This is a genomic window from Celeribacter sp. PS-C1, assembly GCF_019429625.1.
Classification (GTDB): Bacteria; Pseudomonadota; Alphaproteobacteria; order Rhodobacterales; family Rhodobacteraceae; genus Celeribacter.
The window spans coordinates 37,448-60,642 of sequence record NZ_JAHXRW010000003.1 but is presented as its reverse complement, the minus strand read 5'-3'; the positions used below and the strand labels follow the sequence as shown (position 1 = coordinate 60,642).

Annotated in this window: 27 protein-coding genes and 1 tRNA gene; 15 read left to right on the top strand and 13 right to left on the bottom strand. The window is 60.6% G+C overall.

Translation table 11 applies throughout. The features are described 5' to 3' along the window. Positions 1 to 68 precede the first annotated feature (68 nt). The 5 genes from J5Y17_RS05115 to J5Y17_RS05095 are packed head-to-tail and all read left to right on the top strand — an operon-like array spanning position 69 to position 4,143. Positions 69 to 1,325 (top strand): peptidylprolyl isomerase, encoded by a 1,257-nt coding sequence (locus J5Y17_RS05115; RefSeq protein ID WP_219784167.1) that lies wholly within the window; start codon positions 69 to 71, stop codon positions 1,323 to 1,325. Positions 1,326 to 1,363: 38 nt separating this feature from the next. Beyond that, complete coding sequence (gene pdxA / locus J5Y17_RS05110; protein WP_219784166.1) at positions 1,364 to 2,347, top strand: 4-hydroxythreonine-4-phosphate dehydrogenase PdxA; 984 nt, start codon at positions 1,364 to 1,366, stop codon at positions 2,345 to 2,347. Beyond that, the gene (gene rsmA, locus J5Y17_RS05105; protein WP_219784165.1) at positions 2,347 to 3,201 is read left to right on the top strand and encodes a 16S rRNA (adenine(1518)-N(6)/adenine(1519)-N(6))-dimethyltransferase RsmA; all 855 of its coding nucleotides are present in this window, start codon (positions 2,347 to 2,349) and stop codon (positions 3,199 to 3,201) included. The genes pdxA and rsmA overlap by 1 nt, the downstream gene beginning before the upstream one ends. Positions 3,202 to 3,204: 3 nt before the next feature. Then, positions 3,205 to 3,627, top strand: a complete 423-nt coding sequence (locus tag J5Y17_RS05100) for a VOC family protein (protein ID WP_219784164.1) — start codon at positions 3,205 to 3,207, stop codon at positions 3,625 to 3,627. Between the two features lie 9 nt (positions 3,628 to 3,636). Then, a complete protein-coding gene (locus tag J5Y17_RS05095; RefSeq protein ID WP_219784163.1) occupies positions 3,637 to 4,143 on the top strand; it encodes a helix-turn-helix transcriptional regulator in 507 nt (168 codons plus the stop codon). Between the two features lie 62 nt (positions 4,144 to 4,205). Here the strand turns inward: J5Y17_RS05095 and J5Y17_RS05090 are convergent, their stop codons facing one another. The 7 genes from J5Y17_RS05090 to J5Y17_RS05060 form a co-directional block, all read right to left on the bottom strand. Then, entirely contained in the window at positions 4,206 to 4,814 is a 609-nt protein-coding gene (locus tag J5Y17_RS05090; RefSeq protein ID WP_219784162.1) for a DUF4167 domain-containing protein, read from the bottom strand. Positions 4,815 to 5,187: 373 nt separating this feature from the next. Further along, the gene (prmC, locus tag J5Y17_RS05085; protein WP_219784161.1) at positions 5,188 to 6,042 is read right to left on the bottom strand and encodes a peptide chain release factor N(5)-glutamine methyltransferase; all 855 of its coding nucleotides are present in this window, start codon (positions 6,040 to 6,042) and stop codon (positions 5,188 to 5,190) included. Beyond that, entirely contained in the window at positions 6,039 to 7,088 is a 1,050-nt protein-coding gene (prfA, locus tag J5Y17_RS05080) for a peptide chain release factor 1 (protein ID WP_219784160.1), read from the bottom strand. Before prfA ends, prmC begins: the two co-directional genes overlap by 4 nt. Positions 7,089 to 7,134: 46 nt before the next feature. After that, positions 7,135 to 7,551, bottom strand: a complete 417-nt coding sequence (locus tag J5Y17_RS05075) for a DUF1499 domain-containing protein (protein WP_255571887.1) — start codon at positions 7,549 to 7,551, stop codon at positions 7,135 to 7,137. Between the two features lie 2 nt (positions 7,552 to 7,553). Further along, on the bottom strand, positions 7,554 to 8,519 hold the full coding sequence (gene speB, locus J5Y17_RS05070) for an agmatinase (protein WP_219784158.1): 966 nt from the start codon (positions 8,517 to 8,519) through the stop codon (positions 7,554 to 7,556). 170 nt (positions 8,520 to 8,689) lie between these two features. After that, entirely contained in the window at positions 8,690 to 9,283 is a 594-nt protein-coding gene (locus J5Y17_RS05065; protein WP_255571886.1) for an outer membrane protein, read from the bottom strand. 205 nt (positions 9,284 to 9,488) lie between these two features. Continuing rightward, positions 9,489 to 11,318: an ABC-F family ATP-binding cassette domain-containing protein gene (locus tag J5Y17_RS05060; protein ID WP_219784157.1), complete on the bottom strand. Its 1,830-nt coding sequence runs from the start codon at positions 11,316 to 11,318 to the stop codon at positions 9,489 to 9,491. 109 nt (positions 11,319 to 11,427) lie between these two features. On the opposite strand from J5Y17_RS05060, the gene J5Y17_RS05055 reads away from it, so the two are divergent. Continuing rightward, on the top strand, positions 11,428 to 12,069 hold the full coding sequence (locus J5Y17_RS05055; protein WP_219784156.1) for a LysE family translocator: 642 nt from the start codon (positions 11,428 to 11,430) through the stop codon (positions 12,067 to 12,069). A gap of 3 nt (positions 12,070 to 12,072) precedes the next feature. Here J5Y17_RS05055 and J5Y17_RS05050 read toward each other — a convergent pair whose 3' ends face one another. Then, positions 12,073 to 12,825 (bottom strand): GNAT family N-acetyltransferase, encoded by a 753-nt coding sequence (locus J5Y17_RS05050; protein ID WP_219784155.1) that lies wholly within the window; start codon positions 12,823 to 12,825, stop codon positions 12,073 to 12,075. A 136-nt stretch (positions 12,826 to 12,961) separates the two neighbouring features. Between J5Y17_RS05050 and msrB the strand changes: the two genes are divergently transcribed. Beyond that, positions 12,962 to 13,372 (top strand): peptide-methionine (R)-S-oxide reductase MsrB, encoded by a 411-nt coding sequence (gene msrB / locus J5Y17_RS05045; protein WP_219784154.1) that lies wholly within the window; start codon positions 12,962 to 12,964, stop codon positions 13,370 to 13,372. An 87-nt stretch (positions 13,373 to 13,459) separates the two neighbouring features. On the opposite strand, the gene J5Y17_RS05040 is transcribed toward msrB, so the two are convergent. Continuing rightward, positions 13,460 to 13,948, bottom strand: a complete 489-nt coding sequence (locus J5Y17_RS05040; RefSeq protein WP_370628864.1) for an outer membrane protein assembly factor BamE — start codon at positions 13,946 to 13,948, stop codon at positions 13,460 to 13,462. A 79-nt stretch (positions 13,949 to 14,027) separates the two neighbouring features. On the opposite strand from J5Y17_RS05040, the gene J5Y17_RS05035 reads away from it, so the two are divergent. The 8 genes from J5Y17_RS05035 to J5Y17_RS05000 all read left to right on the top strand — a co-directional run bounded on the left by J5Y17_RS05035 (position 14,028) and on the right by J5Y17_RS05000 (position 20,296). After that, a complete protein-coding gene (locus tag J5Y17_RS05035; RefSeq protein ID WP_219784153.1) occupies positions 14,028 to 14,591 on the top strand; it encodes a DUF177 domain-containing protein in 564 nt (187 codons plus the stop codon). Between the two features lie 332 nt (positions 14,592 to 14,923). Beyond that, positions 14,924 to 15,130, top strand: coding sequence for a 50S ribosomal protein L32 (gene rpmF / locus J5Y17_RS05030; protein ID WP_219784152.1), 207 nt, complete (start codon positions 14,924 to 14,926; stop codon positions 15,128 to 15,130). Positions 15,131 to 15,156: 26 nt separating this feature from the next. Then, complete coding sequence (gene plsX, locus J5Y17_RS05025; protein ID WP_219784151.1) at positions 15,157 to 16,293, top strand: phosphate acyltransferase PlsX; 1,137 nt, start codon at positions 15,157 to 15,159, stop codon at positions 16,291 to 16,293. 20 nt (positions 16,294 to 16,313) lie between these two features. Continuing rightward, positions 16,314 to 17,288 carry a beta-ketoacyl-ACP synthase III gene (locus J5Y17_RS05020; protein WP_219784150.1) on the top strand — a complete coding sequence of 325 codons (975 nt, stop codon included), beginning with the start codon at positions 16,314 to 16,316 and terminating at the stop codon, positions 17,286 to 17,288. A 119-nt stretch (positions 17,289 to 17,407) separates the two neighbouring features. Next, positions 17,408 to 17,707 carry an integration host factor subunit alpha gene (gene ihfA, locus J5Y17_RS05015; protein WP_219784149.1) on the top strand — a complete coding sequence of 100 codons (300 nt, stop codon included), beginning with the start codon at positions 17,408 to 17,410 and terminating at the stop codon, positions 17,705 to 17,707. Positions 17,708 to 17,734: 27 nt separating this feature from the next. Next, on the top strand, positions 17,735 to 18,907 hold the full coding sequence (locus tag J5Y17_RS19150) for a MerR family transcriptional regulator (RefSeq protein WP_255571885.1): 1,173 nt from the start codon (positions 17,735 to 17,737) through the stop codon (positions 18,905 to 18,907). Between the two features lie 113 nt (positions 18,908 to 19,020). After that, positions 19,021 to 19,097: transfer RNA gene (locus tag J5Y17_RS05005), tRNA-Pro, on the top strand. A gap of 104 nt (positions 19,098 to 19,201) precedes the next feature. After that, positions 19,202 to 20,296, top strand: a complete 1,095-nt coding sequence (locus tag J5Y17_RS05000) for a 2'-deoxycytidine 5'-triphosphate deaminase (protein ID WP_219784148.1) — start codon at positions 19,202 to 19,204, stop codon at positions 20,294 to 20,296. 41 nt (positions 20,297 to 20,337) lie between these two features. On the opposite strand, the gene J5Y17_RS04995 is transcribed toward J5Y17_RS05000, so the two are convergent. From J5Y17_RS04995 to J5Y17_RS04980, 4 genes are all read right to left on the bottom strand, one after another. Further along, positions 20,338 to 20,595, bottom strand: a complete 258-nt coding sequence (locus J5Y17_RS04995; protein ID WP_219784147.1) for a hypothetical protein — start codon at positions 20,593 to 20,595, stop codon at positions 20,338 to 20,340. 143 nt (positions 20,596 to 20,738) lie between these two features. Then, positions 20,739 to 21,383: an SMC-Scp complex subunit ScpB gene (gene scpB / locus J5Y17_RS04990; protein ID WP_219784146.1), complete on the bottom strand. Its 645-nt coding sequence runs from the start codon at positions 21,381 to 21,383 to the stop codon at positions 20,739 to 20,741. 1 nt (position 21,384) lies between these two features. Next, positions 21,385 to 22,176 (bottom strand): ScpA family protein, encoded by a 792-nt coding sequence (locus tag J5Y17_RS04985; RefSeq protein WP_219784145.1) that lies wholly within the window; start codon positions 22,174 to 22,176, stop codon positions 21,385 to 21,387. 41 nt (positions 22,177 to 22,217) lie between these two features. After that, the gene (locus J5Y17_RS04980) at positions 22,218 to 23,195 is read right to left on the bottom strand and encodes a glycoside hydrolase family 3 N-terminal domain-containing protein (protein WP_219784144.1); all 978 of its coding nucleotides are present in this window, start codon (positions 23,193 to 23,195) and stop codon (positions 22,218 to 22,220) included.

Sequence of the window (23,195 nt, the reverse complement as noted above, 5' to 3'; positions counted from 1 at the left end):
AGAAGCGAAACACCCTGGGCGCGTTGCGCAAACAGGGATGGTTGTGAAGGTGGAATATGGGAGTTGGCATGACACGCAAATTCGGGGCTGATCTGATCGCCGGGCTTAAGAAAGCCACCCTTGGGACGGTTTGTGCCGCGGCCTTGAGCTTGTCCGCAGGTCTCGCGCCCGCCACCGCGCAAAACCTTTTCGCGCCCGTCGCTTATGTCAACGACAAGGTCGTGACCAATTATGAGCTGAACCAGCGCATTCAATTCATGTCGGTCCTCGGCAGCGTCCCGACCCGTCAGGCGGCTCTTGATGCGCTGATCGAAGACCGTTTGAAACAGAATGAAATGGAACGCGTCGGGCTTGAGCTGACAGACGAGCAAATCGCTCAAGGCATTCAGGAGTTTGCCAGCCGCGGCAACCTCAGACCGGAACAATTCCTGAACCTCATGGCTCGCGAGGGCGTCAGCGCCCAGACGGTACGCGATTTCGTCGGCATCGGCCTATTGTGGCGCGAATATGCCCGCGCGCGCTTTGCCTCCAAGGCGCTGGTCTCCGAGGTTGAGGTCGATCGCGCCCTGCAAAACAACGGCCCGTCGGGCGGCTTGCGAGTTCTGTTGTCCGAGATTTTCCTTCCGGCGCGCACGCCCGAGGAACGCGCGCAATCCGAAGCGCTCGCCAAACAAATCGCTTCGCGTCCGACCATTGGCGCCTTCGCCGCCGCCGCCAGCGAATATTCCGTGGCGCCGTCGCGCGAGAAAGCCGGGCGTATGGATTGGGTGAACATCGGCGATCTGCCGCCCGCGCTGCGAGGCACGGTCGCGGGTCTCAAACCCGGCGAGGTCACCTCGCCTCTGTCGACCGAGAACGCCATCGGTATGTTCCAGCTGCGCTCCGTGGCCGAAACCACGGCGCCCACGCCCAAGGCCGACGCGATCAAATATGCCGCCTACTACATCGCAGGCGGTCGCTCCGAGGCAGCCCTGAAACGTGCTGCAACCGTCAAAGCCAGCGTCGACAGCTGCGAAGACCTCTACACCGTCGCGAAAAATGAGCCCGCAGAGGTGCTTCAGATCGACACGCTGCCTGCAGGCGACATTCCGAATGACGTGGCGATTGAGCTTGCCAAACTTGATCCCGGCGAGGTGTCCACCGCTTTGACCCGCGCCGATGGTCAAACGCTCGTCTTCCTGATGATGTGCAGCCGCAGCTATGGCACAACGGGCGAAGACGACCGCGAACAGATCCGCAACCAGTTGCAAACCCAACGTCTTGGCGCCCTCGCAGACAGCTTTGTCGCCGAAATGCGGGCCGATGCGACCATCGTCTACCCCTGATCTGACGCCCATGACGGGCAAACTATGAAAGAAGAGATATGAGCCCGGCTGCTTTTGCCCCCATCGCACTCAGTTGCGGCGAACCGGCGGGCGTCGGGCCCGAACTGGCCGTCGCCGCCGCGAAAGTTCTCGACGGCTCCGTGCCGTTTTTCTGGATCGGCGATCCGCGCCACTTGCCAGATGGCACTCACTACACGGAAATCTCCGCGGCCCACGAGGCGCATCATGTCGCCTCAGGCACCCTGCCCGTGCTGCGCCATGAGTTCGCCGCCTCCGCCACGCCCGGACACCCGGATCTGAGCAACGCGCAGGGCGTGATTGATGTGATCGCGCGCGGCGTGTCTCTGGTGCAATCGGGGGCCGCCTCCGCGCTCTGCACCGCACCGATCAACAAAAAAGTCCTGAAAGACGGCGCCGGTTTTGCCTTTCCCGGCCACACCGAATATCTCGCCGATCTGGGCGGCGTGGAGCGTGTGGTGATGATGCTCGCCTGTCCGGAGTTGCGCGTCGTGCCCGTGACGATCCACATCGCGCTGAAGGACGTGCCCGCCGCTTTCACGCCCGCGTTGCTCGAAGAGACCATTCGCATCACCGCCGCCGATCTGAGCCGTTTCTGGGGGCTGGAACGCCCACGCATCGCGCTTGCCGGGCTCAATCCCCATGCGGGCGAAGGCGGCGCGATGGGGCAGGAAGAGCTTGACTGGATGATCCCGCTGATCGAGCGTTTGAGCGCAGAAGGCTTTGATCTCAAAGGCCCAATGCCGCCCGACACGATGTTCCACGCCCGCGCGCGCGCAGGCTATGACGTCGCGCTCTGTGCCTATCACGACCAGGCGCTCATCCCGATCAAGACGATCAATTTTTCCGGCGGTGTTAATGTCACCTTGGGCCTGCCCTTCATCCGCACCTCGCCCGATCACGGCACGGCGTTTGACATCGCGGGCAAGGGCCTTGCAGACCCGACAAGCCTGATCGCGGCGCTTAAAATGGCCGCTGAGATGGCCCAGAAAGGAGTGCGCTGATGGCCACCGTTGACGGACTTCCGCCGCTCAGAGAGGTGATCGAAACCCATGGTCTCGTCGCAAAGAAATCTCTCGGACAGAATTTTCTTCTCGACCTGAACCTGACGTCGAAAATTGCCCGCCAGGCCGGTGACCTGACCCAATCCGACGTCCTGGAGGTTGGCCCCGGCCCCGGCGGCCTGACCCGTGGCCTTCTTGCCGAGGGCGCGCGCAAGGTTCTGGCCGTCGAAAAAGACAGCCGTGCGATGGGGCCATTGTCGGAAATCTCCGCCGCCTATCCCGGACGGCTTGAGGTGATCAACGCCGACGCGCTGGAAATCGACCCGCTGGAGCGCCTGACGCCCCCAGTGCGCGTGGTCGCCAACCTGCCCTACAATGTCGGCACGGAGCTTTTGGTGCGCTGGCTCACGCCGCCCACGTGGCCGCCCTATTGGGCTTCTCTGACGCTGATGTTCCAGAAAGAGGTGGCCGAGCGCATCGTCGCAGAGCCCGGGTCAAAAAAATACGGCCGTCTCGCAATCCTCAGCCAATGGCGCACGCGGCCCCGGATTGTCATGGAACTGCCGCCCGAAGCTTTTAGCCCGCCGCCGAAAATCCACTCCGCAGTGGTGCATTTCGAGGCCCTGCCCGCGCCGCGCTTTGAGGCCGATCCCAAAGTGCTGGAGCGCATCGTCGCCGCCGGTTTCAATCAACGCCGCAAGATGCTCCGCGCCTCGCTCAAGGGCGTCTCTCCAGAGATCGAAGATCGACTGGTCGCGGCAGGGATCAAACCCACGGACCGTGCGGAACAGGTGCCGATCGAAGGGTGGTGCGCGCTCGCCAGAGAAGTGGCGCGCGAAGTCGCGAAAGGATAAGCCATGTTTTCCCATGTCACCGTCGGCGCCGATGATCTCGACCTTGCCGCCGCCTTTTACGACGCCGTATTGCTCCCATTGGGTCTGAAACAGCGCGAGGTGGACCCCGATGGTGGTCCGGAGGCGCGGTGCTGGGTCAGGCCCGAAGCACCCTTTCCGCGATTTTATGTCTATAACCCATTCGATGGAGCCAAAGCCCATGCCGGCAATGGCGCAATGCTAGCGTTCGTGGCCCCCACCCGCGCCGCCGTCGACACCGCCCATGCCGCAGGTTTAGCGCAGGGCGGACGTGATGAGGGCGCGCCGGGTCTCAGACCGCAATATGCGCCGGATTACTACGGCGCCTATCTGCGCGATCCCTCGGGCAATAAGGTCCATATCGTGCACCGCGCTGAGCTGACCGAGAGTTTCAGGATACTGCCCTAGGGGAACAAGATGGCCACACCCGCGCGACAAACGCCACCCGCGGCGATGCTCATTCTGATCGTAGCCCAAGCCTTTTGCGCGCTGTTTTTCGTCAGCGATGTCATCACTGATCTGACGGAAGTGGGCGGCAAACCGCCCCTGCACCTGTCGATCGAAGCCATCGCCGCCGCCACTTTGGTGGGGGCGATCTTTCTCGAAATTCGGATTTTGCGCAATCTCATCACCCGCAAAGCCCGCCTCGAAGTCAGTCTCAAAGAAGCCTCCCGCGCCGTGTTCGAGGTGATTGAGGCGCATTTCGACAGCTGGGCGCTGTCGCCTGCGGAACGCGATGTGGCGGGTTTTCTCGTCAAAGGCCTGTCGATCACCGAGATCGCCGAGCTGCGCGGCAATAAAGAAGGCACAATCAAAGCGCATCTCAACGCGATCTACCGCAAATCCGGCACCAAAAATCGCGCGGAACTGATGTCTGCCGTCATCGACACATTGATCGACGCGGATATAGACAACGACACCTAAGCCCCTTGCGCAAAAGAAAAACCCCCGCCGACGGCGAGGGTTTCAGGAATTCGGTCTGTGCCTTACTCGGCTGCGTCCGGCGCGGTCTCCGGGGCCGGTTGCGGCGCCTCGGTGGAGGCCTCTTCCGCAGCCTTCGCTGCAGCTTCCGCATCCTTTTCGGCCTTGGTCTTGCGCGGTTTGCGCGGAGCACGCGGTTTCTTGGGTTTCGGTGCTTCAGCCGCCTCTTTCGGGGCTTCCTCCGGTGTCTCAACCAGACCCGTGCCGCCATCGTCCGGCTTGCTGTCTACGAACACCAGATCGGGTTGCTCGCCTTCGCCAGCGGCCTGATGTTCCTCACGTTTGCGCTGACGCTCGGCACGTTCTGCCTCTTGGCGTTCACGACGCTCGTTTTGTTCACGCTCCTGCTGCTCGCGCTGCGCTTCCTGCTCTTTCTGGGCCTGACCCAGAAGGCGAAGGTAGTGCTCCGCGTGCTGTTGGAAGTTCTCAGCGGCCACCCGGTCGTTGCCAAGCTGCGCATCGCGGGCCAGCTGGTTGTATTTCTCGATGATCTGCTGTGGCGTACCGCGCACCTTGCCTTCGGGGCCGGAGCTGTCGAAGACACGGTTGACGATATTGCCAACGGAACGGTTGCGGTTGTTCTTGGACCGCGAACGGTTTTTAGAAGATCTCATATGTTGTTCTTTCGAGCCTATATCTCGGTAAAGTCGAGCCTGTTGCCGGATTCTTGGACCGGCTTGTCCTAAAGCTGGCTTTTCTGTTCTTGTGTCCATGCTCTTGTTGTGCACGGCGCTCCCCGAAATGAGAGCCCTCAACGTCAAAGCTGTGCAGGGTAACCGCGTTGGGGAGTGTCCTCCGCCATACGCTGTCCCCAGTAACCATGTACATCGGCGCATTACAAGAGGTTTTTGCACATGGCTTGCGCCAAATTGAACGGTTTTTCCCGGAATTCTGCCGATCCCAGCGATGCATCATCAAGGGTATCGCTAACAGGACGTCTTGCACAAAAGGATAAGCAAATCCCTTATTGCGGCTGAGCCGGATGCGTTATTTTCCCACGTTGCGCGGATGCGGGTTCGGCGCCTGTGCCACGACCACACGGTCGCGCCCATCGAGATCAGCGATAACCCGCACGGCCTTGAGGCCCTGAGCCAAAAACAGATCGGATACGGCCGCACCCTGTGTCGGGCCGATCTCCACCATGATCCGCCCACGCGGCGCCAGATGCGCCCGCACACCTGCGGCAATCTCACGGTAACACATGAGCCCATCCGCCTCATCGGTCAGCGCCATGCGTGGCTCATGCGCCAACTCAGGCGACAGCCCCGCCATTTCGTCGGCGGCGATATAGGGCGGATTGGAGACGATCAAATCGAACTGGCCTTCGACGCCAGCCCACCAATCCGCCTGTTGAAACCTTGCGCGCTTGCCGAGGCCAAGTGCCTCCGCATTGGTCTGCGCCACCGTCAAAGCAGCCTCAGAGAGATCCGTCGCAAGCCCCTTGGCCAAAACCTGTTCCGCCAGCAATGTCAAAAGGATAGCGCCCGATCCTGTGCCAAGATCGAGAACTGACGTGAAGGGTTTGGAGAGCGCTTCAGAGATCAGGATTTCCGTCTCGGGCCGCGGATCGAGCACATCGGAAGAGACCTGAAACCGCCGCCCGTAAAAGTCGCGATAGCCCAAAATGTGCGAGACCGGTTCACGGGTCAGACGGCGTTCAATCGCCGCTTCAAACGCCACTTTGTGATCCACTGAAATCTCATCCGGCATCACGAGCGTCAGCCGCCCCGGCTCCATGCCCAACACATGTGCCATCAACAGCCGCGCGTCGCGGGGCGCGCCGTCGACCCCCGCCTCCGTGAGGCGCTTGGTGCCAGCAATCAAGGTAGCTTGAACCGTCACCCTTCCATCTCCGCCAAAAGCGCCGATTGATGGTCGGAAATCAGAGCGTCGATCACCTCATCGAGATCGCCCTGCATCACCTGATCGAGCTTGTAGAGCGTCAGGTTGATGCGGTGATCTGTCATGCGGCCTTGCGGGAAATTATAGGTGCGAATGCGTTCCGAGCGATCACCCGATCCGACCTGCGATTTGCGGTCCGCCGAACGCGCGTCATGCAATTTTTGCCGTTCCGCGTCGTAAAGCCGGGCTTTGAGCACATTCATCGCAATCTCGCGGTTGCGGTGCTGGGACTTCTCCGACGAGGTCACAACGATTCCCGTCGGGATGTGGGTGATCCGCACCGCCGAATCCGTGGTGTTGACGTGCTGGCCGCCCGCGCCAGAGCTGCGCATCGTGTCGATGCGGATGTCGTTGGCGTTGATCTCTATGTCCACGTCCTGCGCCTCGGGCAGCACGGCAACGGTGGCGGCAGAGGTGTGAATGCGTCCGCCGCTTTCCGTCTCCGGCACACGCTGCACCCGGTGCACGCCGGACTCAAACTTCATCCGGGCAAAGACGCCCTCGCCCTTGATATTGGCAACGACCTCTTTGACACCGCCCAACTCGCCCTCGGACAGTTCGATGATCTCGAATTGCCAGCCCTTAGCCTCACTATAGCGTTGATACATGCGCAAAAGATCACCCGCGAACAAACCCGCCTCGTCGCCGCCCGTGCCGGGGCGAATCTCGATGATGGCGGAGCCGGTGTCGGCGGCATCTTTCGGCAAAAGCGCAATCTGAAGCGCCTCTTCGGCTTCTGGCAGCGCAGTTTTGAGACCGGGCAGTTCCTCTTCGGCCAAGGCCTTCATCTCAGGGTCCGCAAGCATCTCCTCGGCCTCAGAAATCTGGGCACGCAGGCTCTGGTAGCCGCGAATTTGATCTACCACGGGGCGCAACTCGGCATATTCACGGCCCAAGGCGACAATATCGCCGGAGCCCTGAGACATGGAGGCCTCAAGGAATTCAAAACGCTGGAGGATTTGGTATAGGCGATCTTCTGGTATCATGGCGTGATCTGTTGCCCGCGATCTGTGTCAGCGTCAAGAGACATCGCTAAAACCCTGCGGCCTCGATCCACGCCTCCGCACGCCGTCCGTTGACGCCCATATCGGATGTGCCAAAGCGCAGTCGGGCGAGGATCACCACCTCGGCGCCGCTGTCATGCGGGTGTGCGGCGATGGTGGTGAAATCAGGAAAGCCCCAAAAGGCGGTGCGGGTGCGATAGGTCAGACGCCCCTCTTCGACCGATCCGGCAACATGACGCGTGCGCGGTTCGGTTTCGGCAATCGCGGCCAAACGGGTGAGCGCCTCGTCCGGCTCCATCGGCACGGTGAGCACACGTTTGACGCCGCCCGGCGCAGGATCGGCGGCGGCGAAGGGATCGACATGCCAGCGTGCAGGATCGGTCGGCAAAAGCCGGATCAGCGCCTGCAACGCAACAAATGCGATGATGATCCCCCAGAATACCATTCTCATACGTCTTTCCGGCGTGTCCAACCATAGAGGCTGATGATCTCCATCAGCACATGCGCACCTGCGATGGCCGTGGCCCCGGTGGTGTCATAGGGCGGAGAAACCTCGACGATATCACCGCCGGTGAGGTTCACCCCCGCCAGATCGCGCAAGATCGCCGCAGCCTGCCAAGAGGCCAGCCCGCCCCAGACCGGCGTGCCAGTGCCTGGGGCGAAGGCCGGGTCGAGACAGTCGATGTCGAAGGTCAGATAGCAGTTGCGCTCGCCCACGATCTTTTTCACCTCAGAGGCCACCCAAGCAGCACCCCGTTCATGCACGGTGCGCGCATCAATGATGTTGACGCCCATCGTGTCCGGATTGTCGGTGCGAATGCCGATCTGGACCGAGGCTTTCGGATCGATTAGGCCGGTTTTCACCGCCTTGTAAAACATGGTGCCGTGGTCGATCCGGGTCAGATCGTCGTCTTGCCAAGTGTCGGAATGCGCGTCGAAATGAATAAGGCTCAGGGGCCCGAATTTCTCCGCATGCGCTTTCAGGATCGGGTAGCTGATATAGTGATCGCCACCCATCACGAGGCTTCCGGCGCCAGCGGCCAGAATTGTGCGGATGTGATCGGTGAGCCGATCGGGAAATTCGGAAACCATGGCATAGTCAAAGGCGAGATCGCCGTAATCCACCACATTGAACTCATCAAACGGCACATAGCCCCAGCCATACGGCGCATCAAACGCCTGCAAAGCGGACGCTTCACGAATGGCGCGCGGTCCAAGACGGGTGCCGGGGCGATTGGTCACAGCTTGGTCAAACGGCACGCCGGTGATCGCCAGATCGACGCCGCTTAGATCCTTTGTATAGCGACGGCGAAAGGCCGAGAGCGCCCCGCCAAAGGCGTTCTCAAAGGCGAGGCCCCGCCCGTTGCCGGTAAAGGCCAGATCGATCTGAGTTTTTGCGTCTTCCAGCGCCATGGTGATACCCTTTGTCAGTTGCGCGCCAGTGTAGCCATCGCATCCCGCTTGGCAATGACATCCCGAACCCACGAAACAAAAAAGCCCCCCGCATTTCTGCGAGGGGCCGTGGCGGTTCTAATGTGGGGGGAACGAACCGCCTGAACTCTGCAAGCTCAAATTAAGCTAGATCAGAATTTGAAGGACACGCGGGCACCCACAGTTGTGGCCGAGAGGTCCGTGCCGCTGTTGTCGAATTCGTCGAATTCGTTCTGCAGCACCTCGGCGCCGACGTTGATGCTATCGGTCACAGCATAGTCCACACCGACACCGTAGGTGTAGCCCGTGTCGCTGTAGGAAGACCCCGCAATGTCAGCATTGGCATAGGCCGCACCGACCACACCGTAGATCAGGGCCGGACCGGCGTCGTAACCGGCGCGCAGTTTCAGGCGGGTCATGTCATCGAGGTTCGCGGTGTCGTTTTCAATCTCGGAACCGAGATATTCCAATTCACCGCCGAGCACGAACTGACCGAAGTCGTAGTTGTAGCCGCCGAAGACGCCGTAGGTCATGTCATCCGCGTCATCAAGCGCGTCATCGCCCCAGCCGTAGCCAAGCGTAGCACCGGCGTACCCACCGGTCCAATCGGAGCCGGACACCGGCATGACGGGTGCGGGAGCGATGGTCGGCTGTTCGATGACCGGCTCGGAATAGCCGCCCGCGAAAGCCGGTGCGGTGAGGGCCATGGCGCTCAGGACCAGGACGGGGGTTGCGATACGTTTCATGTTTTTCTCCTTTTCTGCCTCGTTCGTGAGGTGATGCCTTGATCAGCATCTCAACCGAAGAAATAGCGAAGTTGTTCCGAGAAAACAGAGGGGCTGCGGTCACGCCAGCGTGAGGAAACCGTGAGGTACCAATAATCGGAAAAATGCCGCTTATTGCCATGGGCAAACCGGCAAAAAGCAGCTTATTCCAAAAAGATCTATCGGCTCACGCGTCGGAATTTTTCTCTTCGAGCGTAAGCCATTCTTCTTCTGCGGCCTCAAGTGCAGACTGACGTTCTGTCAACATATCCGTGGCCTTTTGGAACTTCACAGGCTCGCGGGTGAACAGCTCCGGATCGGACAAAAGCTCGCCCAATTTGGCGATCTCCGCCTCCAGCCGCTCCATCTCTGCAGGCAACGCTTCAAGGCGGTGCTTTTCCGTAAAAGACAGCTTGGATTTCGCCGCAGGCTTGGCCTGAGGTGCCGCAGGTGCCGCCGCTTTCTCGACCGGTTTCGGGGCTGTTTTCGCAGCCGATACGGCAGGTTTCTCGCCGCGCTGCGCCCTGTAATCCGACCAGCCGCCCGCATAGACGACCGCCTCGCCATCGCCTTCCATCGCCACCGTTTGTGTCGCCACACGGTCGATGAAATCACGGTCGTGAGAGACCAAAAGCACGGTGCCTTCGAAATCCGTCAGCAATTCCTGCAAAAGGTCCAAGGTCTCGATGTCGAGATCGTTGGTCGGTTCGTCGAGCACCAAAAGATTCGACGGTTTCGCCATGATCTTCGCCAGCAACAGCCGCGCCTTTTCACCGCCCGACAGGGACGCCACGGGCGCGCGGGCCTGCGCATCGGTGAAGAGAAATTCCTTGAGATAGCCGACCACATGTTTCGGCGTGCCGCGCACCATGACTTGATCGGCTTTTCCGGAGACCCGCATGTCCTTGTCAGAGGTCATCGCCTCCCAAAGCGTCAGGTCATCGCGCAGATTCGAGCGGGTCTGATCGAAGACCGCCATTTCCAGCTTAGTGCCCAGTTTGACGGTGCCGCTGTCGGGCTCCATCTCGCCGGTGAGCATTTTCAAAAGCGTGGTCTTGCCCGCCCCGTTCGGGCCGACAAAAGCGATCCGGTCGCCGCGCGCCACTTTGATCGAGAGATCACGGACGATGATCTTGTCCTCGAACCTCTTCGAAATGTGTTCGGCCTCGACCACGCGCTTGCCGGATTTCTCGGCGACTTCCAACTCCATCGCCGCCGTGCCCTGCCGCCGGATTTGGCCTGCACGTTCGGCGCGCAGGTCCTGAAGCGCGCGCACCCGTCCCTGATTGCGTTTGCGCCGGGCAGAGATGCCCTCGACCGCCCACCGCGCCTCGGCCTTGATCTTGCGATCCAACTTGTGGCGCTGCATGTCCTCGTCTTCCCAGACCTTGTCACGCCAGGTCTCGAAGGCTTCGAATCCTTCCTCCTGACGCCGCACCTGCCCGCGGTCGATCCAAAGCGTCGCGCGGGTAAGGTGATTGAGGAACGCCCGGTCGTGGGAGATCAGCACATAGGCGGTTTTCGTCGTGCGCAGCTCTTCTTCGAGCCAGGCGATGGCCTCGATGTCCAAGTGGTTGGTCGGCTCGTCCAAAAGCATCAACCCCGGCCCCTCGGCCAGAAGTTTCGCCAAAGCCGCCCGGCGCCGCTCGCCGCCCGAAGCGGTCTCGATCGGTGTTTCGGGGTTAAATTTAAGCCCCTCGGCGACCATATCGACCTTATAGGATTCCGACGGGTCCAGCGCGGAGGCGGCAAACTCGCCCAAGGTCGCAAAGCCCGACAGATCCGGGTCCTGCTCCATATAGCCGACCGTGATCCCCGGCCCCAACACGCGAGCGCCCCGGTCGGCCTCGACGAGACCGGCCATGACCTTCATCAGCGTGGATTTTCCGGAGCCATTGCGGCCGACAAGAGCGACGCGGTCGCCCTCTTGGACCACGAGGTTCAGACCATCAAATACGGGATCGCCCCCAAAGGTGAGGGAAATGTCGGAGAGCTGTAAAACGGGTGCGCGTGCCATGCCGCCTGCGCTACTGTGAAGCGCGGGAAAGGTCAATATCAACTGCTGTGACACAGGCTGACACAAAAGCTGATTTGGGCTTTTCCTGTCCCGTGGCTAACGTTCCCGCATGTTCGATTATACCCTCCTCCACTGGACCACCTTCTTCTCCGCAGCCCTCGTGTTGAACCTCGCACCGGGGCCGGATTTTGCCTTTATCCTAGGCCAGACCTTTCGCGGCGGACGCCGCGCGGGCTTTATCGCCATGTTCGGCATTTGGACCGGCGCCATGGTGCATGTGTTGATGGCGGCCCTTGGGCTGTCGGCCATTCTGATGACCTCGGCCACAGCCTTTTCCATCGTCAAATGGGTTGGTGCGGCGTATCTTTTGTGGCTCGGGGTGTCTGCTCTGCGCGCGAAAAGCGCGAGTTTCCTACCCGACCGGCCCGAATCCGGCCCCAGCTACCCGGTCACGACGATCTTTCGCCAAGGCATGCTGACCAACATCCTGAACCCGAAAGTGGCGCTGTTTTTCTTGGCCTTTCTGCCGCAATTCGTGGTCGAGGGCGCGGGGCCGATCTCGGCGCAGCTGTTTTTACATGGCATCCTGATCATCTGCATCGCCGCCTTCATTGAGCCGCCGCTCATTTTAATGGCGGATCGTCTGGGTCAGACCCTCAGACGCAGCAAACGGCTGGCGCTTTGGATGGAACGCTCCGTGGGTGCAATCTTTATTGCGCTGGGGCTACGCCTCGCGCTGGATAAGCGCTGAGCCTTACCCAGCCACCGCGCGCAGCAATTTCTTGCGCGCGGGCGGAATGGATTTGATCTCGACACCAGTGAACACATGCATCGTGTTCAAATCAGGGTCCACCACCGCGTGATCCGACACCCAACCGCCCATCATCAGATAGGTCTTGAGCAACGGCGGCATTTTGAGCATCGCACGGCGCGCATCGGGTTTGCGGCGCAAACGCGCGGCGAATTTGAAGACATTCGGCGCCTTCACCTTGGGCAGAAAGCGTTTCGGCCCGAGGTGACGGTGTTTGAGCATCGCCAAGGCGTCCGCGTGCTCTTTCCACTCCGTGCCGTGAAACGACGAACAGCCGAACAACAGATCAACCCCCTGCTCGTCCACATAGCGTGTCATGGCCCCCCAGGCGACGCGTAAGATGTCCGGGTCGCGCGCCTCGGGATGAATGCAAAACCGCCCCATCTCCAGCATACGGCCTTCGTAATCCGCCAATCCGTCAAGCCCGTAGAACTGCGCCGCATAGCTTTGCGCGATCTGCGCGCCGCCTTCGAGATCGAGGAACCGATAGGTGCAGACCAGTCGCCCGCTCTTGCGCTCTTCGATCAAGACATGACGGCAAAGCGCATCGAAATCATCGGCCTCAAGCCCGTCTTCGCGGGCCATCGCCCCCGTGCCGGCGACGAACGCCAGATACCGCAACCGCTGCGCCGCCTCGATATCGCTTCGGCTTTCGGCAAAACGCACCGTGTAACGGCCTTTCAGAAGCTTGAACATCGCCCGGATCCTTCCGCTTGTCCTAAATAGACTATGGGGTCGCCCCACCATGGCTACAAGAGATGACGATTTTTTGACGTCTTGCCCTAAGCCATTCCCCGCCTATGTTTGGCACAGAACAAAAAGGAACTCTGCCATGGCCAAAATCGAGAAAACCGACGCCGAATGGCGCGCCGAGCTGGACCCGGAAACCTACCGCGTCACCCGTCAGGCGGGCACCGAACGTCCGTTTTCCCATCCGGGTTTTCCGAAAACACCGGGCGTCTTCACCTGCGCCTGTTGTGGCGCCGAATTGTTCAAACAGGACAATAAATTCGAATCGCATTGCGGCTGGCCCTCGTTCGATGCCACCAAAGACGGTGCACCGGTGGCCGAAACCCGCGACACTTCGCACGGCATGGTCCGCACCGAGGTGCATTGCGATGACTGCGGTGCGCATCTGGGGCATGTTTTCCCGGATGGACCGCGCGAGACTACAGGCATGCGCTATTGCATCAACGGCGTCTCGATCCGCTTTCAGCCGGACGACGGCGCGGTCGACGGATAAGCGGACGCGTCTTCATCCACATACGAAAAAAAAGCCGCCCCAAAACAAACCAAGGGCGGCTTTTGTCATCTCGATCAAAGATCAATCTTATTGCAGCAATTGCTCGGCGGAGACATTGCCCAAGTTGCCAAAGAGCTGCTGAAGGAAGGTGATGCCCTGCACGCCGCCATCCGTCACACGACGCGACAGCACGACAACACGGCCCTGTTCCAAGCCAAAGCGCTCGACATTGCTGACCCGGCCGCGCGCATCGAAGGAAATCGCCACAACCTGACGGTCCACTTCCTTCGGCTCGAGCGCGCCCAGGTGACGGAACTGCGAGCGCACGTAATACCAGGCGGAGCCATCTAGAATGCCCTCGGTGCCCGGCGTGCCGATCTCTTCGGCCAGCGTCTCTTTGGTATCTACGCCCACGTTGATCTGCGCCAGCTGATCGTCGGACGGCACGTAGCCGTGATTGCGGAACTGCGCGACGCAGGCCGTCAAAGACACAACGAGCACCAGCCCAAGCAGAGCTTTCATCAGGACTCCAAGTCCCGAAGATACGGTTTTTTGCGGGAAAATGCGGTCGGCCATGTGCCCCCTCTTGCCTTGTGCGCGTACGCCTCTTATCCGCTTATAGAAACAGCGCCCGACGTTCAAGGAGACATCGACTATGGGACATGACGGTTTGACCAGCTGGGGGGTGGAATTGCGCTTGCGCGATCTCTCCGACGCCCATGCCCATCCGTTCCGGCTCAAACCCACTTCCGAAGATCTGGAGGAAATGGCGGCCACGCTCGGCCTCTCTTCCATCAAGAAAGTGAGCTTCGAGGGCAAAATGGTGCCCGTCGGCAAGCGCGACTGGCGGCTGGAGGGCACATTGGGTGCTACGGTGGTGCAGCCCTGCGTGGCCACATTGGCGCCGGTGACGACCCGGATCGACACCGAAGTGACCCGCACCTATCTGGCCGAACTCAAGGAAGAGCACACGCCCGAGGAAGAGGTCGAGATGCCTGAGGACGAGACGACAGAGCCCCTGCCCGTCTCTCTCAATCTATCCGCCGTCGCCGAAGAGGCGCTTGCGCTCTCCGCGCCGGACTATCCGCGCGTCGAAGGCGCCGAGCTGGCCGTCACCCAATTCACCGAATCTGGCAAAGACGCGATGACGGACGACGACGCCAAACCCTTTGCCAGCCTGAAGGCGCTGCGCGACAAACTCGGGAAAGATGGCGAATAAGCCTGTGACACCTGTAGAAACGGGCCTGAAAAGACGGAAAATCAGAGGGTAAGCCTCTGAAAACACAGGCGCAAACAAAAGACTTGCAAGATAGCGAAATCCGAGTATGTTCCCGGCCTCGCTTCCATGCATGTTTTCGCGCCTGATGCAGACAGGATCGGCAGTTTCGGGACCGTGGCACAAACCATGGTTTACACGCTGCCCACGAAGGCCTATGAAGCGCCAAAGTTTTGCCGGGCAAGAGGTCCGGAGATGAATGGGGGCACCTGCCCCGCCCACCTGTGGCACAAGTCCGTCTCGGTCTTCTGCCCTTTAGATACCGAGGTTGAGACATGGCTGTCCCTCAGAATAAAGTTACCCGCTCCAAGCGGAACATGCGCCGCGCCCACGACTCTCTGGTCGCTGGCAACCCGGCTGAATGCCCGAACTGCGGCGAACTGAAGCGCCCCCACCACGTGTGCGGCGCCTGCGGCCACTACGACGACCGTGAAGTCGTTGCTCAGGCCGACGAGATCGATCTCGACGAAGACGCAGCATAAGCGCAACACTGTTTGACGTCTGACGCATGACCTCTTCTCAGCCTTCCGTTGATCCGCTGTCTGCCGCTCCTGCGGAGACCGAGGCCCAACGCAAAGGCCGACTTGGGGCACGCTCAGGCGTGAAAGTGACGCTTTCGGTCGACGCTATGGGCGGAGATCGTGGACCGGCGACCATTGTCGCCGGTATTGCGCGTTCTGCGTCCAAGAATCCTGACGTCAACTTCATCGTCCACGGCCCTGCCAGCGAGCTTGAAAAGCTTGTGCGTAAGCGCCGCGTTCTGCGCGATCGTGTCGAGATTCGCGATGTGCCGGGCGTCGTCACGATGGACGAGAAGCCAAGCCAGGCGATGCGCCGCACCGACACCTCGATGCGCTCCGCCATCGATGCGGTGAAAGACGGCGCGGCTCAGGCCTGTGTGTCCTGTGGCAACACCGGTGCTTTGATGGCGACCTCGATGATCCGCCTGCGCAAGCTCGACGGCATCAACCGGCCCGCCATCGCCTGCCTCTGGCCCTCACGCAACGATCAAGGGTTCAACGTCATGTTGGACGTAGGCGCGGACATCCGCGCCGATGCCCGCGATCTGTTGCAGTACGCGATGATGGGGGCCTCATATGCGCGCAACGGGCTTGGCCTCGATGTGCCGCGTGTCGGACTTTTGAACGTCGGGACCGAGGAGCACAAAGGGCGCGCGGAACTCAAAGACGCCAATGATCTGATCGCCAATGCGGCCGACATCGGCGGCTATGATTTCAAAGGCTTCGTGGAAGGCGGCGACATCCCCGGCGACCGGGTCGATGTGATCGTGACCGATGGGTTCACCGGCAATATCGCGTTGAAAACCGGCGAAGGCACCGCGAAACTCGTGGGTGATTTCTTGAAAGAGGCCTTCAAAGCCACGCCGCTGTCGCGCATCGCCGCCCTTTTGGCGCTCACCTCCCTGAAACGCCTGCAAAAGCGAATCGACCCGCGCCGGGTGAACGGCGGCGTGTTCCTTGGTCTCAAGGGCACTGTGGTCAAATCGCACGGCTCGGCGGACGCGACCGGCGTTTCCGCCGCCATCAAACTGGCCTATGAACTGGCTTCTACCGGGTTCACCGAACGTTTGGCCGCACGGGTTGCATCCGCCGACGCCTCGGCGCAAAATGACCCGACGTCATAAATAACAAAAGGCTCAAAGCCATGACAATCCGGGCAGTCGTCACCGGCGTGGGTCACTATCTCCCCGCACGCGTGGTCGAAAACGCAGAATTCGAAAAAACTCTCGACACAACGGACGAATGGATTCGCACCCGGTCCGGCATCGAACGCCGCCATTTCGCGGCTGAGGGCGAGACGACCTCGATGCTCGGCGCTGCCGCCGCTCGGGCCGCTCTGGAAAGCGCCGGGCTTGACGCCTCTGAGATCGACGCCGTGATCGTCGCCACCTCGACACCCGACCTGACCTTCCCTTCTGTCGCCACGATGATCCAAAGCGAGTTGGGCATGAACTGCGGCTTTGCCTTTGACGTGCAGGCCGTCTGCGCCGGGTTCATCTACGCGCTCTCCAACGCCAACGCGCAAATCGTCTCCGGTCAGGCCAAAAAGGTGCTTGTGATCGGCGCAGAGACTTTCTCGCGCATCATGGATTGGGAAGACCGTGCCACCTGCGTGCTCTTTGGCGATGGCGCAGGCGCTTTGGTCCTTGAGGCCCAAGAAGGCGCAGGCACACCTGAAGATCGCGGCATTCTCTCGGTCGATCTAAACTCCGACGGCCAGTATAAAGAGATGCTTTATGTCGATGGCGGCGTGTCCACCACCGGCACCTCGGGCAAACTGCGGATGCAGGGCAATGCGCTCTTCCGTCAGGCAGTTCAAAAACTCGCCTCCACCGCCGAAACCGCGATTGAGAAGGCCGGGCTCAGCTCTGACGACGTTGACTGGATCGTTCCGCATCAGGCCAATATCCGCATCATCGAAGGCACTGCGAAGAAGCTCGGCCATTCGATGGATCAGGTCGTCGTCACCGTGCAAGATCACGGCAACACCTCCGCCGCCTCCATCCCGCTTGCAATGTCCGTGGGCGTCGCGCGCGGTCAGATCAAGAAAGGCGATGTCTGCGTTGCCGAGGCAATCGGCGGCGGTCTGGCCTGGGGTGCGGTGGTCATCCGCTGGTGAGCGCCCTGCTCGGCCCGACGAGAGAATTCCTGCCTCAACAGCTTGGCCCAAGTCATTGATATTGACGGGGCCTTTGCAACCTGCCACTCTCGCTTCAACCGTTCAAAAGGGGGAGACCGATGAGCAAGACTTTGACACGTATGGACCTGAGCGAAGCCGTGTTTCGCGAGGTCGGCCTGAGCCGCAATGAATCCGCCACGCTGGTCGAAAGCGTGCTTGCCCATATTTCCGACGCGCTCGTCGAGGGTGAAACCGTCAAAATCTCTTCCTTCGGCACCTTCTCCGTGCGTTCGAAATCCGAACGCGTGGGCCGCAACCCGAAAACCGGCGACGAAGCCCCGATCCCGGCGCGCCGCGTGCTGACCTTCCGCCCGTCTCACCTGATGAAAGATCGGGTTGCCGACGGCAACAAAGCGTAAGAACAATATCTAAGGCCTTGATGACACATGGATAAATCACCGGACGCCTTCCGCACCATCAGCGAGGTTGCCGATTGGCTCGACACGCCAGCGCATGTGCTGCGCTTTTGGGAGAGCCGCTTTACCCAAGTCAAACCGGTCAAACGTGCCGGCGGTCGGCGATACTATCGCCCCGCCGACATGGCGCTTTTGGGCGGCATCAAAAAGCTGTTGCACGATGACGGCATGACCATTCGCGGTGTTCAGAAACTTCTGCGCGAACATGGCGTCAAATATGTCGCATCGCTATCGCCGATCATTGAGGGCGTAGAGCCGATCACCGCGCCAGCGCCGACAATCGCACCGATTCCCTCTGCCCCGGTTCCACCAGCCCCGATGGCCGAAATGGTGCCGCAAGACGATGATACGCAGAATTTTGGCGCAGATGAGACCACACCGCCGCCGGAAACAGTAGTTCCGTTTGCCCGTCCCGAGCCCAAGCCCGAACCGGCGCCCCCAGCATCAGAGGCCGCCGAAGGCGCTGATTTTACCGCTGAGAGCTTTGCGCCACACGGCTTTGAGCCGCCCGCACATGTTCAGGAAGACAGTCTTGATCTGCCGGACGCCGCGCCTGCGGAGCTCCCGGAAGAGGTTTTCCCAGTAGCGGAGCAGCCTGAATCGGATGCAGTCGTCCCGCCAGCGGCCAAGACTGCAGAAGCCCCGCCCACAGACGCCTTGCCCGGTCAAGCCGCCTTCGATTTCGACATGGCGCCCGCTGCTGCGGAACCTGCTGTCGAAGAATCTGATGAAGTTCTGCCGCCGATCGCTGCGGAAGACGACAGCGATGTCGCAGATTTCACTTCCGATGAGACCCAATCCAGTGATGTGCCCGTGCCCGACGTCGCTCTTGAGGCACCGTTTGTCGACGTGCCGGAGGAACCGATGCTTGAGGCTGCTCCGGATACGCTCGAGCCCCTCGACAGCCTCGCAGCACCGGAGGCGCTGCCTGAGACCCCTTCCGATCTCAGCGAGGCTCAACCGAGCCCGCTTGGCCTAGGCCTTGATCTGTCAGATGATCTTGAGGACGATGCGCCGGGGATCACTGTAACCGTTGGCATCTTGGGTCAGCTCAATCGACGCGGCTTGACCACCGTGCCCGCCCATGAGCTGCAGTCCCTGATCGCACGGATCGAAACACTTCGGGACCGTTTGGCGGGGTGAGAACGCCATCCCTCGCTTTGATGAGACCACATCGGCGAATTCCAAATTCAACGCAGAATTTGCCAAAATAGCCCTTGCCCCCGGCACGGAAATCACTATTTAGGTCTCCACGTCGGGCTATAGCGCAGCCTGGTAGCGCGTCCGTCTGGGGGACGGAAGGTCGCAGGTTCGAGTCCTGCTAGCCCGACCATTATACTCTCAAAACCGCTCGCAACCCTCTGGGCTTGCGGGCGGTTTTGCGTTATGCCGGATGCAAAGAAAAGACTAGCCCACGAGATGGGTGGAGGGACGACAATGGGTGGAGAGTTGGGTGTTCACGTCGGCGTATTGGCCGATCATGCCATTCGCGAGATGCTGGCGCGCGGCGAGATTAACGCCGCTCCCGAGGTGATCGACGCACAAGTCCAACCGGCCTCCTTGGACCTTCGCCTTGGCACGCGGGCCTGGCGCGTGCGGGCCTCTTTTCTGGCGGGCGCGGGCCGGAGCGTCAAAGAGCGCCTCGAAGAATTCGAAATGCATCAAATCGACCTGTCCGAAGGGGCCGTTCTGGAAAAAGGCTGCGTCTATGTCGTACCTTTGATGGAAAGCCTGTCCCTGCCCGAGAGCATTCAAGCGGTCGCCAATGCCAAAAGTTCGACAGGACGGCTGGATTTGTTGACCCGTTTGATCACTGACGAAGGCGTCGAATTCGATCGTATCGCGCCGGGCTACACCGGCCCGCTTTATGCGGAAATTTGCCCCCGCTCCTTCTCCGTGCTGGTACGTCCCGGAATGCGCCTCAATCAGGTACGGTTCCGCGCCGGTCAGGCGCAATTGAGCGACCCTGAACTTATCGCACTGCATGACGAAAGCCCGCTCGTGGACGGTCCCGCCGTGATCGATCAGGGGCTTGGGTTCTCCGTCGATCTAACCCCCTCCGAGGGCGATCTTGTCGGCTACCGGGCCAAGCCGCACACGGGCGTGATCGATCTCGACAACATCGGGTATTACGATCCGTCCGAATATTGGGAGCCGATCTATTCAAAGAATGGCCAGATCATCCTCGATCCCGGCGCTTTCTACATTCTCGTGAGCCGTGAGGCCGTGCATATCCCACCGGATTACGCCGCCGAAATGGCGCCTTACCTTGCCATGGTGGGTGAATTCCGGGTGCATTACGCGGGCTTTTTCGATCCGGGTTTTGGCAATGTGGACGCAGGCGGGGCTGGCGCACGCGGCGTCTTGGAAGTCCGCTGTCACGAGGCGCCCTTTGTCTTGGAACATGGGCAGATCGTCGGGCGACTGGTCTATGAGCGGATGCAAAGCCGACCGGAGCGACTTTACGGCGCGGATCTGGCCTCGAATTATCAGGGCCAAGGTCTGAAGTTGTCGAAACACTTCCGCAGTTAAACGTAGGGCGCGCCCGACAGTCTCGGGTGCTATGAAACCGCTTAAAACTTGCCGATCCGGCGCCCGAGGCGTGCGACTTTGCGGGCATTCTTGGCGGTTCTCTTGCCCTGAGCGGCCATCCGGGCCTGATCCCGACTTTGCTGGCGCTGCTCTTCCTCAGACAGCACCGTCCCATCAGAGGGCTGGCGCCGTTTGGCCAGAGCCGAAGACCCCGCATCAATCCCGGCGTTTACGCCTTTGTTCACGAGGGTGCGGATCACGCGGTTGATCACCATATTGATCAGTCTGTCCAAATTCATATCGCATTGCCTTCTGGATCGAGTGGTGCGCGGAACGCAATTTTATGTGTCTTTACAATAGATAGAGGCAAAATGCGCTGTTTCCACGTCGCAAAAATGAAAACCTGTTGCATACGTCTCTGTGAGGTCCTGTCCCGAAAGCGTCAGGATTCATCCTCGAACAAATCGTCCTGATCGTCGTCTTCGTCGCGGTCATCTAGCCCCGGCATCGGACGGCTTTCCAACAGCCCGGCAGCCCGCAGTTCCTTGACGCCCGGCAGATCACGCGCGCTCTCAAGCCCAAAGTGATCGAGGAATTGCGAGGTCACCACATAGGTCACCGGCCGTCCCGGGCTCATGCGGCGGCGGCCAAATCTGATCCATTCCAGTTCCATCAGCTGGTCCAAAGTGCCGCGCGACACGGAGACACCGCGGATTTCCTCGATTTCGGCGCGGGTGCAGGGTTGGTGATAGGAGATAATCGCCAACGTCTCGATCGCGGCGCGGCTGAGTTTGCGGGTCTCAACCGTTTCCTTTTGCATCAGAAAGCCAAGATCGGATGCAGTGCGGATCGCCCAGTTGTCGCCCACACGCACCACGCGCACGCCTCGTCCCTCATAGCGCTTCTGCAATTGCTCCAAGGCCGCTTTCGGCTCACAGCCGTGCGGCATGCGTGCGGCAAGGTCGGTGAGGCTCACCGGATCGGCGGAGGCGAAAAGCACCGCTTCGACCATGCGTTCCTGCTCCGCCAAAGGCGGCGCCTCGAACAAGCTTTCCTCTTGTGCAACCTCTGCCTGCTCGTCCGACATATTATCTCCGTCTCGCTTTGATCTGAATGGGCGCGAATGTGCCGCCCTGACGCAATTCGATTTGGCCCTGTTTCGCCAGTTCCAAAGACGCCGCGAATGTCGCCGCTGTGGCCGAGCGCCGTTTCTTCGGGTCCAACTCCCACCCTTCGGGCAGATAGGACGACAAATCCGCCCATTCGACCGCGAATGGAATGAGCCCGCGCATCCGCTCCAGCGCCTGTTCCATCGACAAGATCGCCTCTCGGTCCAACACGAAAGGCCGGAATTCGTCTTTGGTCCGCACGCGGGCGTAAGCCTGCATCAAGTCCAAAAGCGTCGCCGTATAGGTCACATTGCGCAGACGTTGAACCTCTTCGGGGATGCCTCGCACGAAAAAATCGCGCCCCTTCTGGTCACGCGCCATGAGTTTGGCAGCGGACTCGCGCATCGCCTCCAGACGTTGCAACTGAAAGGCCAGATGCGCGGCCAGTTCTTCGCCCGAAGGGCCTTCGTCTGTCGGATCAGGCGGCAGCAAAAGCCGCGATTTCAAAAACGCCAGCCACGCCGCCATCACCAGATAATCGGCGGCCAATTCGATCCTGAGTTCCTTTGCCTTCTCGACAAACACGAGATATTGCTGCGCCAGATGCAAGATCGAGATTTTCATCAAATCGACCTTCTGCGTGCGCGACAACTGCAAAAGCAAATCCAAAGGACCTTCAAAGCCGTCGACATCCACGATCAATGCCTCGGCGGCGAGACGTTCCTCGACGCTGAGAATATCGCTGAGATCGAACTGATCGGAATCGGCCATGCTCTGCCTTTAACCGTGCGCCTTTTACGGTGCTGCTAAAATTACGTTCTGGAAAACTCTTCCGCCAGCGCGTCGATGTCAATGGGCTGGTAGGCCGAGCGACTGGCAATGGCGCGATCTGCGCGGGCCTGTGCCGCCTCTGACATCAGACCGAGACGCGCGATCTCCTGCATCTCCGCGAGATCGCCATTGCAATGAAGAACCATGTCGCATCCGGCCGCGAGCGCCGTTTCACCGCGCTCCAACACGGTCCCGTCCAGCGCGCCCATAGAAATGTCATCGGTCATCAAGAGACCCTCAAAACCGATCTCGTCCCTAATAACCCGGATCGCCTTAGGGCTCTTCGTGGCCGGGCGCTCAGGGTCGATCGCGTCCAGAATGATATGTGCGCTCATCCCCATCGACAAATCGCTCAAGGCCTCAAAAGGGGCGAAATCCTCGGCCAACTCCGCGCGCGAAGCGGTCACACGGGGCAGGCCCTTATGGCTGTCCACCGTGCCGCGTCCGTGACCGGGCAGATGTTTCATCACCGGAGACACGCCGCCTGCGGCCATCCCCTCGACCAAGGCGCGGCCCATACGCGCAACCACGCCGTGATCTCCGGAGAAACAGCGGTTCTTCAAGAATGGATGCGTCTCGTCGCGGGCCACATCGAGCCCGGGGACGCAATTCACGTCGATGCCCACGCGGAACAGGTCCTCGGCCAACAACCGCCCTCTAAGCCACAGCGCACGGTCGGGATCCTTCGCGGTCAGGACCTGATCCAAAGGCGGCATAAATTCACGCCAATGCGGCGCACGCATGCGTTGCACGCGACCACCCTCTTGGTCGATCAGCACCGGCGCGTGCCAACCAACGGCCGCACGCAGATCAGCGGTCAGCGCCCGCAGTTGAACGGGTGTGTCGACATTGCGCGCAAAAAGAATAAAGCCCCAGGGCTGCGCCTCGCGGAAAAACGCCGCCTCCTTGGGAGACAGCGTCAGAGTTCCACAGCCAAAGATGTAGGCGCCCTGCCCCAT